General features: G+C 46.1%; 11 protein-coding genes. 7 read left to right on the top strand and 4 right to left on the bottom strand.

Features of this window, described 5'->3' with window-relative positions; genetic code table 11:
- Window positions 1-45: 45 nt before the first annotated feature.
- The 6 genes from ACES2C_RS19780 to ACES2C_RS19755 all read left to right on the top strand — a co-directional run bounded on the left by ACES2C_RS19780 (window position 46) and on the right by ACES2C_RS19755 (window position 6381).
- The gene (locus ACES2C_RS19780) at window positions 46-1191 is read left to right on the top strand and encodes a SpoIIE family protein phosphatase (protein WP_374164779.1); all 1146 of its coding nucleotides are present in this window, start codon (window positions 46-48) and stop codon (window positions 1189-1191) included.
- Between the two features lie 7 nt (window positions 1192-1198).
- Window positions 1199-1558, top strand: coding sequence for an STAS domain-containing protein (locus ACES2C_RS19775; protein ID WP_374164778.1), 360 nt, complete (start codon window positions 1199-1201; stop codon window positions 1556-1558).
- A 664-nt stretch (window positions 1559-2222) separates the two neighbouring features.
- Window positions 2223-2570 (top strand): hypothetical protein, encoded by a 348-nt coding sequence (locus ACES2C_RS19770; RefSeq protein WP_374164777.1) that lies wholly within the window; start codon window positions 2223-2225, stop codon window positions 2568-2570.
- Between the two features lie 400 nt (window positions 2571-2970).
- Entirely contained in the window at window positions 2971-3831 is an 861-nt protein-coding gene (locus ACES2C_RS19765) for a manganese catalase family protein (protein WP_374164776.1), read from the top strand.
- A gap of 143 nt (window positions 3832-3974) precedes the next feature.
- On the top strand, window positions 3975-5093 hold the full coding sequence (locus tag ACES2C_RS19760; RefSeq protein WP_374164775.1) for an MFS transporter: 1119 nt from the start codon (window positions 3975-3977) through the stop codon (window positions 5091-5093).
- Between the two features lie 133 nt (window positions 5094-5226).
- Window positions 5227-6381, top strand: coding sequence for a porin (locus ACES2C_RS19755; RefSeq protein WP_374164774.1), 1155 nt, complete (start codon window positions 5227-5229; stop codon window positions 6379-6381).
- Between the two features lie 255 nt (window positions 6382-6636).
- On the opposite strand, the gene htpG is transcribed toward ACES2C_RS19755, so the two are convergent.
- The 4 genes from htpG to ACES2C_RS19735 form a co-directional block, all read right to left on the bottom strand.
- A complete protein-coding gene (gene htpG, locus ACES2C_RS19750) occupies window positions 6637-8538 on the bottom strand; it encodes a molecular chaperone HtpG (protein WP_374164773.1) in 1902 nt (633 codons plus the stop codon).
- A gap of 406 nt (window positions 8539-8944) precedes the next feature.
- Complete coding sequence (locus ACES2C_RS19745) at window positions 8945-9589, bottom strand: uridine kinase (protein WP_374164772.1); 645 nt, start codon at window positions 9587-9589, stop codon at window positions 8945-8947.
- The gene (locus tag ACES2C_RS19740) at window positions 9570-10430 is read right to left on the bottom strand and encodes a LysM peptidoglycan-binding domain-containing protein (protein ID WP_374164771.1); all 861 of its coding nucleotides are present in this window, start codon (window positions 10428-10430) and stop codon (window positions 9570-9572) included. Before ACES2C_RS19740 ends, ACES2C_RS19745 begins: the two co-directional genes overlap by 20 nt.
- 28 nt (window positions 10431-10458) lie before the next feature.
- A complete protein-coding gene (locus ACES2C_RS19735) occupies window positions 10459-11229 on the bottom strand; it encodes a DUF4905 domain-containing protein (RefSeq protein ID WP_374164770.1) in 771 nt (256 codons plus the stop codon).
- A gap of 232 nt (window positions 11230-11461) precedes the next feature.
- On the opposite strand from ACES2C_RS19735, the gene ACES2C_RS19730 reads away from it, so the two are divergent.
- Window positions 11462-12709, top strand: a complete 1248-nt coding sequence (locus tag ACES2C_RS19730) for a nodulation protein NfeD (protein ID WP_374164769.1) — start codon at window positions 11462-11464, stop codon at window positions 12707-12709.
- Window positions 12710-12726: the final 17 nt, after the last annotated feature.

Raw genomic sequence — 12726 nt, 5'->3', positions numbered from 1 at the left:
TATTTTAACAGAGAGTTGTCAGTACAATGAAAAGAAACAAGAAAAATGCCTGATAGTCAAAGCAAAATACTAGTAGTGGACGATGACGATGTAGTTTTGATGCTCATGAAAAGCCTTCTGCGTAGTCGGGGCATTAAGTGTCTACAGGCTGAATCTGTTCGAGTTGCTATGACTATACTGGAAAACGAGACTCCAGACATCATACTTTCTGATTATCGGATGGGAGGAAAAGATGGTTTTGAGTTTAGGGAGGAACTATTGGCGGATAAGCGCTGGAAGCACATTCCTTTTGTCTTTTTCACATCTTTCGCTGATGAGGAGTTTACTGAACGAGGACTTGATCTCCAGGCTCTTGACTATATCGATAAAAGTGTACCCTTTCCTCTCGTGGTTCAGAAATTAGTCAACATTCTCGATGCTGTGCGAAAGCAGCATGAGCAGGCTGTATATCAGATAGGTGCGACGGCGAGGGCGCTAAATCTCCGCTCGGTACCTGCACGTGTTCCTGATAATCGCTGGTATAAATTTGATTTTCTCTACGAGACGTTTGAGAATAATCCGGGTGGTGATTTTATTGACTTTATTGAACCGGATAAAGAACACACATTTGTGATCATGGGGGATGTAATGGGAAAGAAATGGGGAGCGTGGTTCTTTTCATTTAACTACCTCAGTTACATTCGTTCGGCAATAAGGTTGTGCGTCTTTGACGGGGATCTTTCCACTGCTAGTATCGTCAATAAGATTAATCGCGTTGTAAATCAGGATCCCGTATTGCAAGATGTCCTTTCAACCCTCTCATTGCTCATGATCGAACATAAAACCGGAAGGATCACTTACACTGGGGCTGGAGATCTGCCTCTGCTCCTTTTCACAGAGAAGGATAGAGAGTGCCGGCAGATTCAGTCGTCTGGACTGCTGCTCGGAATTATGGCTGATGGTTTATATGAGGAGCAGGTTATTGAGATGCAAACAGGAGATCAGCTACTGATTATTTCAGATGGTATGACTGATTTCAGAGGGCAATCCGGTGACAAAAGCAGCTATCCCGGCTTTATTAATCGTGTAAAGTTCGCATTGGGGCAGAAGAATACTCTTGCCCTTATCCGGACCGACATATTTGCCCATCAAGACGACTTCAGAGCGGTGGACGATAGAAGCCTGTTGTTAATAGAAAAGAAATCCCTATAAGTAGATCATGGTAGAAATACAAAAGCTTGACAGTTATTGTGCTGTTATTATCAAGGAGAAGGAGGCAAACCTAGAGTCTGCTGACGTTTTTAAGAGCAGCCTCATGTCTCTAATCGACAAAGGCTTTAAGTATCTTGTTGTTGATTTTAGTGACGTTGAGTATGTAGATAGTACCTTTATCGCAGCCCTTGTTTCGGGTCTAAAGTACGCCATGCAGTATAATGGTGACGTTGCGGTGGCCCGACTTAGCAAAGACATCAGACACCTTTTTTCCCTTATCCGTATGGACAAAGTTTTCATGATTTATGATGAGATTCCAGATCTGTTTGAACCAAGTTTCGGCAGAGGAAGTAAAGACCTTAATTAACATAGCAGTGAGTATCGAGTATCTTTTTGATAATACTGCGAGTTCTATTGGCCCTTTATTACAACGTGTTCTGGGAAAGATAAGCAAGTTCTACGGACCAGCTATCACAACTGATAAAATGGTTGCATGCAAGCAAGTCCTGATTGAATTGTTGACCAATGGAATAAAGCACTCAGGATGTGACTCAAGTCGTATTAGTCTCTTTTTGAGTACTTTGTTTATTTCGATCACTAAAACAGACACCGGGTGCTCATTTACACCGCCTGCATTATCGGAAGCTGTTAAAGTGAACGACAGCATGGTCATCTGTCAAACCGATTACGAGCGATTAATCGCAGTTAGAAAGTCGCCTCAATGCATCCACTTTGAGTTAATTGAAAATTCGTGTACTGAACCTGACCCGGCGACACTATTGATGGATCACTATGGATTTTTAATCATTTCAAGGGCTGCACGTTCATTCATTTATCAACACGATATTAAATGGGGAATAAACACTTTCGCTGTCAAGATCGATCTGTATGACAACGTCGTACTACCGTCGTCGTGCTAATCGCTACGTGTTTGACTGTGAGCGTTTTTTTATTATATTAGGATAACAGGAAAAGGGTTTTTATTTTATTGATTACCTGGCGGTCCTATACCGGCTAGGTTTACTAAGGGTATGATGCATTTTGGAAAGATAGTAAAGAGTGTGGCTCTCGGACAGGGCTATTCGGCGGTCGAATTTGCAGAACTGATGGAACGATCGGAACGAGAAATTTTAAGTATGTACGAACAGGCGGAATGGACTTCACGAAACGTTCAAGCTGCTTCTGTAGCGCTTAAACACAACTTTGGAAAGTACTTTGACGGCGTCGAACTTATTAATTTTGCGAATTCTGAAGGGAGCGCGAGTAACGAGATCGTTGTTTCTATCCGATACCCGAAGGGGAAGGAACATTTATTGAAATTCTGGCTAAGCAAGATGAGGCTCGTTGCCAGGGCGATCGGCTTGGAACTTAACCCGTAAAGTCAGTTATATGTTTTGAATCTATTGAAGATGGCAGAAGGTAAAGCTATTGGATGGGAATCTAATTCTCCTTGTTATAAACGGAGGAGGGTGAGCTAAGAGTGCCAGAATAAGATATTCCTTTGGTAGAGGAGCGAAATCATCAAGCTATAGCTGATTTAAATCAACAGAGAGAGTGGAACAGCAGGATTTATCATAGCCAGAAGAATTAGCCGTACTCTTGACGGAAGCATTTAATAGAGGTGAAACTTTAGCTCATTTTTAACTCTAGTTGAGAACGTTAAGATAAGGTATCCACTTCTGGCGATAAATACCCCTTTTTTGTATCAGACTAAACATCTCGATGTCCGGACTGTTACTCAATCACATCTACTTAATCATCTACTTAAAAAATAAAGACATGTTTTATCACGACAAGAAACTGCAGTATACAGTTCGGGTGGAAAAGCCAAATCCACAGTTCGCCCGCTTGCTTCAGCAGGCAATCGGGGGTATAGAAGGTGAAATGAGAGTTTGCCTGCAATACCTGTTTCAGGCCTGGGGTAACCGTGGGCCCAGCAAATACAGGGACATGCTTTTGGAAACCGGCACTGAGGAGATCGGTCACATTGAAATGCTGGCAACTGCCGTTGCCCTAAACCTTGAAGGTGCATCTGGTGACTTTATCGACAAAGTGGTATCAAAGGATCCGATTGTAAAGGAAATTATGGGGGGCATGGATCCGCGACATTACCTTTCTACAGGCCTTGCTGCGATGGCTACGGATGCTAACGGCGTTCCGTTTAATGGATCATGGGTAGTAGCGAGCGGAAATCTGGCTGCTGACATGTATGCAAATGTAATGGCAGAAGCCACCGGGCGAACTCTTGCAACGCGGTTATGGCACTCTACGGATGATCCCGGAATGAAAGACATGCTCTCATTTCTGATCGCTCGTGACACCATGCACCAGAATCAATGGCTGGCCGTCATTGAAGAACTCGGCGGGCTGACAGGTGTTCATCCAATCCCCAATTCCTTCCCGCAGGAGGAAGAAAATCAGCAATTCAATTATTCATTTGTTTCTACCAATATCGAAAGGCCAGAAGCCCCGGATGCCCGCTGGGCACAGGGGACATCTATCGATGGCAAGGGACAATTTACTTTCGTACATGGAGCGCCGCTCGGTGAAGAACCGGACCTTGGCATTCCGAAGCCCGAAGGTTTTGCTCAGAAAGAGCAAATGAGTAAGCCGGAAGATGGTTTGCCTCCTATTTTGTAAGAAATTAAGGGAACCTTAGTTTAGTTTCTCACGGTGCCGGGAGCACATCTCCCGCACCTTTTTTGTTCTTTTTCTTCTGTCTCCTTCCCCGATTAGTCTTTCTTAAAAACTTTCTTCTGCTGTTTTTGCTATTATATAGCGATATGAAGACAGTCCGATTCCTTTTTTTATTCATGGCGCTGAGTGCAGGTCTCGTAGTAGCGAACCTTTACTATTGCCAGCCGCTAATACCTCTTATCGCCGACAGTTTTAACATTTCCGCAGAAGAAGCAGGTCGCATCACCTGGATTACACAGGCAGGCTATGCCCTGGGCTTGTTTTTTATAGTTCCTCTGGGGGATGTAATAGAAAAGAAAAGGCAGATCCTTGCATGTACTTTTGCAACATCCTTTTTTATGCTGCTGGCTTCCGCTTCGTCGACCTTTAGCATGCTTGCTGTTTGTTGCTTCCTTGTTGGCCTTACTTCTATAGTTCCTCAGCTGATCCTTCCATTTGCTGCTACCCTTAGTTCTGAGGAGCAGCGCGGAAGGGCAATTGGAATTGTCATGAGCGGACTGCTGGTGGGGATTCTTGCCTCACGCGCTCTCAGCGGTGCCGTGGGAGCGTTTCTGGGTTGGCGGGCAACGTTTCTTCTAGGTGCGGGGGCCTGTATGTCGGTCATGGCCGGGCTCTATTTTCTTTTGCCGCAGAGCAAGCCGGTGCAGGTGATTCCGTACCGGTTGCTTATGAAGTCGGTCATTCATTACTTCAATAGCGTTCCTCAACTCCGGATCGCTTCTGTAATCAACGCATTATCCTTCTCGGTGGTGAGTTCTTTCTGGGTCGTGATGGTTTTGTACCTCTCGGAGGCACCTTTTCATTTCAATGCGTGGCAAATTGGCCTCTTCGGCCTGGCTGGTGCGGCAGGCGCCTTAGCAGCACCGGTAACAGGAAGGTTATCTTCTGCTGGAAACGGCAACACGTTTATCCTGACAGGATTGCTCTTTGAGCTTGCCAGCTTCGCTGTATTCGTATTTATGGGTAGCAGTATGGCGCTCCTGATAGCTGGTATCTTTTTGCTCGACATTGGCCATCAGATGATCCAGATTATCAATCAGCTTCGTATTTACTCGATAAAGCCGGAGGCCCGGAATCGTTTCAATACGGCGTTTATGACTACTTATTTCCTTGGCGGGACGGGGGAGCAGCGCTTGGTATTTCGCTTTGGAACGCCGGAGGCTGGTCGGTATACTGCGCCGGTTGTGCTACTATCGTACTCGTGAATTTCCTGGTTTATTACATCAGCAGAAGAGCGGCATGAGTCCTTAATTAACGTGGATCATGCGCCGGATGTGATAAGCATCATGTTTAAATTCTGCCTAATCCCCTAATATTGCAGCTCTAAAATAGTACTAAATGAAATATTTATTAGGGGTATGCTTATTGGGTGCCTCCCTGTTTTCCCCAGCAGCACGTGCAGATGAAAGGCCTGCGTCCGATTCTACCGCTCGCAATTACTCAACCTTTAAGCGTAGCCTGGCTATAAACGGGCTGATGCAGTTGCGCTATGTATATTCCCTGAGCGATAATGTGAACATAAATGGCGTTCATTTCACAGACGACAACACGACTAACACTCATAATACAAATAGCTTTCTTCTCAGAAGGATCCGCGTGAACACCCGGGCGAACATCAATGACCATTTTGATGCAAATATTCTGATGAACCTGGCAGAGTTTAGTGGCAACAGCAACAGTCGGGTCCTCGAAAATGCGTTTATTCGCTATCACCGCAGCAGAAGCTTTAATGTGCAGTTCGGTCAGTTCAGGCCATTCTTCGGTCCTGAAGATATGCTCCCTGCTGACATTATTAAATCGCTTGACTATTCCAATCAGTATAACCTGTTTGGCGCGAGCGGATGGCAGAGCTTTCAGTTGGGTGCCGCTGTTTATGGAGACCTCAATACAACCGGCCGCGTACCATTTCATTACTATGCGGGGATCTACAATGGCAATAACCGGAACCAGGTCAATGACAATGATGACCGTAAAAATTACTATGGAAGGATTGAGGCTGATCTGGCAAAAAATGTACGGATAGGGCTTAATGCTGCTGAGGGCAGCTGGGTGGACCAGAAAGGACATGCGTGGGGCGGTGATATCAGCGCAACTCTTCCCCTTAGTGGACGGACAAAGTTTGAACTGATCAGCGAGTACAAGCAGGGTACCAACTTCGCTGAGTATGCGGCTGCAAAGGTGGATGACAGAAAGGCTATTGGTCAATATTATAACCGGGGCTTTTATGTGTTTCCTAACTTCCGGTACGAGTGTAACCTCCCGCGCCTGAGATCAGTCGAGTTTTCTTCCCGCTACGAGTATTTGCAGGAGAACTATAAGATCAATGATAATCTTCGCCAGACGATTACTCCAATGGTCAGCTTTGAGTTTGCAGATGATTATTATGCACGCCTGGAAGTTGGCTGTATCATTGACATGTTTGATCATAACATTCCTAACTCAGCTCAGTATAATCATACTACCGGTGTATTGCAGGTGCAGGTGAGGTTTTAACATAACAAGAGATGAGCCTCCGGCTCATCTCTTGTTATGTTAAAACCGGCAGTTCGCAGTTAGCCATTAGCTGTTGGCTTTTGGCTGTTAGCTATTTGGTGCGTTAGCAATCGGGGTACGCAAGCGTACTCCCGAGAGCAGGCGGCAGAAGTGCCAGGGAAATAAAAAAGGGACAGTCGGAATTTCCGATTGTCCCTTTTTTTAATACGTATAGCAGAAAAGCTGAAAGCTGACAGCCGGGGGCTGAGAGCCAGCTCATTTGATCGCGCAGCGATCAAATGAGCTGTACACTCTTTTTACAAATTCTGTAAGATCGGCACCAGTGAGCATTCCCTGGGAAAGAAGGGCCAGGTCAAAGGCTTGTTTGGCCAGCTTGCTCTTTTCTTCTTCATTTTCTGTGTTCAGGATGCGGCTGATGAGCGGGTGATTGCCGTTCACTGCTACTTTGTAGTTGTCGGGCAAGGACCCGTAGAAGCTCATTCCCCCGCCCATTTGCGCCATATCTTTCATGCGGCGCATAAACTCGTCCATGGTGACATGTACCGGAAGCTCATCAGGGCTGAGGCTTTCAATTTCCACCTTCATATTTGGGTTACTGATCGCTTTCTCAAAAAGCTCTTTAACCTTGCCTGATTGTTCTTCGGTAAGAACATGAGCAGGAGCGTCCTCCTTGCTGATCAGCTTGTCGACCACGTCAGAGTCAACACGCTTGAGCGAAGTCTTTTCAAGTTTTTGCTCCAGGTGGCTAATGAAGTGATTGTCGATAGGAGAGTCCATGAGCATCACATCATATCCTTTACCGCTGGCGGACTGAATAAAGGCATCCTGCTTAGCAGGATCGTTGGTATAAAGATAAACGACCTGGTCGTTCTTGTCCGTTTGCAACGGCTTTACTTTTTCCTGATATTCAGTCAGTGTATAAAGCTCCTTTTGGGTGTTCTGAATCAGCGCATAGTCCTTTGCTTTCTCGTAAAATTTATCTTCGCTGATCATTCCATATTTCACGAAAAGACCGATATCGCTCCACTTTTCTTCAAACGCCTTCCTGTCGTTTTTAAATAGTTCAGCCAATTTGTCTGCCACCTTCCTGGTGATATAGCTGTTTATCTTTTTAACGTTGCTGTCGGCCTGCAGGAAGCTTCTAGATACGTTCAGTGGAATATCAGGCGAGTCAATCACGCCATGAAGCAGCATCAGGAATTCAGGCACAATGTCTTTAACCTCGTCGGTGATGAACACCTGCCGGGAGAAAAGCTTGATCTTATTTCGCTGCATGTCGAAGTCGTTCTTGACCTTCGGGAAATACAGTACACCGGTCAGGTTGAACGGATAATCGACGTTCAGGTGGATCCAGAACAGGGGATCTTCCGAGAAGGGGTAGAGCTCTTTATAGAATGCAAGATAGTCTTCGTCTTTGAGGTCAGCAGGCGCCTTAGTCCAGATAGGACTTGTGTTATTGATGATGTTATCAACCTCCACCGATTTGTACTTCGGCTTGCCTTCTTCGTCTTCACCATCGGGCTCAGACTCCGTCCTGGTGCCAAATTTAATGGGTACAGGAAGGAAACGGCAGTACTTGTCCAGTATCTCCTGCAATTTATATTTTGCTAAAAACTCTTCGGAGTCGGAGTTGATATGCAGGATGATGTCGGTACCACGCTCCGTTCTGGAACCTTCGCTTAATTCGAACTCGGTGCTGCCGTCGCAAATCCAGCGGGCGGGTTCTGCGTTCTCCTGGTAAGAGAGGGTTTGAATTTCCACCTTATCGGCTACCATGAAGGCAGAATAGAAGCCAAGCCCGAATTTACCAATCAGCTCGTTGGCATCTTTTGCTTCCTTGAACTTTTCCACGAACTCTGTCGCGCCAGAGAAAGCGATCTGGTTGATATATTTCTTGATCTCATCGCTCGTCATACCGATCCCACGATCGGAAATGGTAATGGTCTTTGCCGTTTCATCAATGGCCACCTCTACGCGCAGTTCGCCTAGTTCGCCCTGGTACTGGCCCAGTGAAGAAAGTCTTTTGATTTTTTGTGTTGCGTCTACCGCGTTGGAGACAAGTTCTCTTAGGAAAATCTCATTGTCTGAGTATAAGAACTTCTTAATGATGGGGAAAATGTTTTCGGTGTGAATCGAAATAGTTCCTTTTTCTTGCATATACCTTGAAGTTTAACTTTCTATTTCGGAGCTTCTATCAAGGGATGTTCCAAAAGTAAGTAGATTGTCATTTTGACAGAGTGGGCGAGGTTTTGTGAATCGCGACCCGACTCAGGGGAAATGGCCCGTGTATATGCGACCGATCAGGCTGTCGCTTTGTGCATTAATCAACCTTTAGGGCAGTCTTTGCAGCGCTTCCCTTTCTTGTATTTCTTGCAGCATTTCTTGAAAATACTCCCTAGGGGGCAGCCCGCTAAACCAGCGGGCTCCTTCACCAGCTCAAGGTGAAAACTCTGAATGCATGTTCGCTCTTGTTCCATATCTCCTCCTTCTCATCTTCCTTGTTCAGTCAGTGCAGATTGGCTAAATAGCTCATTAGAACAGCCAACCCGCACTCTTAAATTCCTTAAGAAAGAACTTTTTGTTTCAATTCTTCTGACAGCGTTCTCGTGACTGTTATAATATCGTCAGCAACATGCGTGTTGTTCAGTATGACTTTGTCAGCCGTGCTCTTGTATGGCAGAAGATAGGTGTTGTAAGCGGGCAAGACGTGATTGATCCATTGATACATGATCATATCATGCGTGTATCCTCGTTCTGCCATGTCTCTCTTCAATCGTCGGTTTAACGTAATCTCTTCTTCTGCGTCCATGAATATCCTCATATTGAACAGCGAGGCAATTTCTTTAAAGTGGAAGATGAATAAACCCTCTACAATGATGATCGGCGCAGAGTGAATAGTCAGCATTCGCGCTGTTTCCTCCGCCATGTTGAAGGTGTACTCCTTCTTTTCGACAGTGCCCCCTGCAATTAAGGCATTGAGGTCTGCTAACAGCCGTACGTTATCGATACATTGAGGAAGGTCGAAGTTTACCCAGCCGTTTTCATCGCGGGGCTGCTGTTCGATAGGCTTGTAATAATCGTCCTGCGAGATGAGCGACACCTCATTCTTTTCGAAATAGTTTAAAAAACAATTGAGGAAGAAGGTCTTTCCAGATCCGCTTCCTCCTGCAATGCCGATAATGAAGGGCTTACTCGTTGGGGACACCATAATCAATATTTACCAGAAATCTCTTGTCTAATGCCCCAAGTAAATCAGCGGTAGCTTTTGTAATCACAATAATAACATCTTTGGTAGTCTCGTTGTCGGTATACTTGCCAACCACCTTTGCAAAGGTACTCTTTCCTGTCATAGGATTCGTGATTTTAATCACCGTTCCGACAGGTGCTGTTCGGTGAAGAGCGAGCATTTTAGAGGAGTCAAGGTGCTGATCAGCCATCCAAACGGCAACGCCGTGCTCGCTTCGTTCGCTAATGCCATAGCGGTTCTGGTGAACACGGGTATTATCGGCGCCGGCAGTATCCGCCTCGGCTGCTCGCAGTATAGGAGTATCGATCTTACTTACCGTGGTGCTGGCCTGCTCGCCAATCGCCATGGCAGCACTCCGTCCCTGCCTCACTTTTATAATCTGGCCTACGTGCAAACTGTTGCCAGAGAGGTTGTTGATGCTCTTTATTTCGTCGATCGTTGTGTTGAATCGGCGGGCTATTGCGAAAAGGGTTTCTTTTGGACCAACTTTGTAATCAATCAACCCGGCACTGGTGTTGTCGGTGGTTCTTGCCGCGACCGTAGTTTGAGAGACGAAGGGACGTGAGGTTGGAACGCGCAGCGTGCTGCCGGGTTGCAGTGTTTTAATGTGATTAGCTTCGATGATATCTTTTGGGGAGACGTTATATAATCGCCCGATCGAGTAATAATTTTCTTTCGCTGTAACCTTATGTAGAATGACCTGTTTTCCGTTCTCGTTTTCTACGCCTACCGAGTCCCTTAAGCTTTCGCTGAATGCACTTGTTGTATAGAGGATGCAAAAAATTGCCAGTATCGAACGCATTTGCTTTTTGAATCTTTTTAAGGTGCAATTATACTAAATACGCAACAAATTCCTGTTTCTTATTCCTGATACAGAATAAATGATTGTGCTGGATAAAAAACGCTTCGGGTTGAAGTTTTTGTATGTCACGTTCCAGAAAATCTTCCAGTAACAACCCGTTGCGATCTGTTATCAGCAGTTTCTGAGTGTATACGTTATTTTGGACAGTGTGAAAAGCATAAAACTCTCTATAACCGATCCTCGCATGAAGTACAGGACCGGTCAGGTTGGCAGGCCGGAACTTCGGAGGGATGATGTCCGCTCCCTGTATTTCTGGTACCGTTATTTGACGATCCGGATACTTAAAGTCTTTCGTATTTGAGGAGAGCAAAGCGCCGCTTTCTATATCAATGAGTTCAAACATCCTCGGCTGAATAGAGGGATTGTAAACTACCAGTCCTTCTGATGCCACTGTATACAGGGCTTTGTTAAATTGCTGCCAAATTACTTCGCCGGTTTGATCTACTGCAACGATGCCCTTGTGCTCAGGACTTTGATCAGACACATACCCATGAAGCAGCGTGACCCCTTTGTGTATTGCGTCGAGCCCCCAGTTCCAGCTATCTTCCAGGCGGAACTTTTCAAAGAGGGGTCTTCCACTGTTGAAGTCGAATGCAGAAAAATATGCAGTATGCGTCTGCGGGTCTCTCGCTTCGATCGCTACCAAAGGCAACATTGCATCGGTTTCAACTTTCCAGATGACGCCTTCGAATTTTTCCCTGAGAGAGGGCTTGATAGAGTTGGAGGGGGAAGCTTGCATTGTGCAAAGGTAAGCTAAGCTTTTCGGAATCTGGAGGGACACTTCGATTTGTATCCAGTCAGTAAAAGTTATAGTGTATGAAGCCATCTGCTTATTGAATTATGTATCTTCGGACATGAAAAGAGGTAATGGTCAACTGCGGTTCCTTGTTGTAATTTTGTATCTGCTGTGTGTTGCAGGCGGACCTTTTTCCGCGAAGGCCCAAAATAGAGACAAGGTTTACGTTTTCGAGATGAACGAAGAGATCGGCCCATCAGCCTGGCGTCTGACAAAGAAAGCACTTACGAAGGCAAAGGAGCAGCAGGTGGCTGCTATTATAATACGTATGAACACTTTTGGCGGTATGGTAGATTATGCTGACTCGATACGTTCGGCTGTTCTTAATGCTCAGCTAAAGACCATTGTGTTCGTTGATCATAATGCAGCGTCGGCCGGAGCTTTGATCGCCCTTGCTGCGGATAAGATCTACATGTCTAAAGGTGCCAGTATTGGTGCTGCCAGTGTGGTAAACCCGCAGGGAGAGATCATGCCCGAGAAATACCAGTCATATATGCGAGGACTCATGCGTGCCACCGCAGAAGCGAAGGGCAGAGATCCTAAAATTGCTGAAGCATTCGTTGATCCCGACGTAGAAATACCAGGGCTGGTGGCTAAAGGGAAAGTGCTGACGCTGACTACAGCGGAGGCTGTCAGGGTAGGCCTCTCGGCCGGCGAAAAGAACGATGTTGCGGGTGTCCTTGCGGCTGAAGGGCTGTCGGGGGCAGAACTGACTGAACATCAGGTTACCTTCATTGATCGTCTTATTTCGTTCCTTGTAAGTCCTGCGGTGAGCGGTGTCCTCATACTGCTGATCATTGGCGGTATCTATTTCGAAATGCAGAGCCCGGGCATTGGTTTTGCGTTGTTGGTAGCTGTGGTTGCAGCGCTGTTGTTTTTCGCTCCTCTCTACCTGGAGGGGCTGGCCGCGCACTGGGAAATCGGTCTGTTCGTCATTGGAATTATATTGCTCCTGCTTGAGGTGTTCGTAATTCCGGGTTTCGGCGTAGCGGGCATCGGAGGGATTGTGTGTATTATTGCAGGGCTCGTGTTAAGTTTAGTCACCAATGATTGGTTTGATTTTACGGTTACGGCGTCAGAGCAAATTAGCAGTGCGCTGTTGCTGGTAATGGGCTCTATGATCCTTGCTATTGCCGGCTGTGTCGTTCTCGGAAAATCGCTGCTCGGCACTTCGGCTTTTCAAAGGCTTGTCTTGCAGGACGAGCAGCGCTCGCAACTCGGCTATGTTAGCGGACGGCAGAAGGAAGTACTGGTGGGTAAGAATGGCATCGCCAAAACAGACATGCGCCCCTCAGGTAAAATTGAAATAGACGGGAAGTGGTACGATGCAGTTGCCCTTGATGGATATATAGAGCGCGGAAGTTCTGTGACGGTTGAGAAACAGGAAAATTATAACGTTTTTGTAAGGAGACAAAACACTTAAAACCTTAGCCCCCCTTC

The sequence above is a fragment of the Arcticibacter sp. MXS-1 genome, assembly GCF_041902385.1.
Lineage (GTDB): Bacteria > Bacteroidota > Bacteroidia > Sphingobacteriales > Sphingobacteriaceae > Arcticibacter.
Note: the sequence above shows the minus strand (reverse complement) of the source record. Positions and strands in the feature narration are given on the sequence as shown.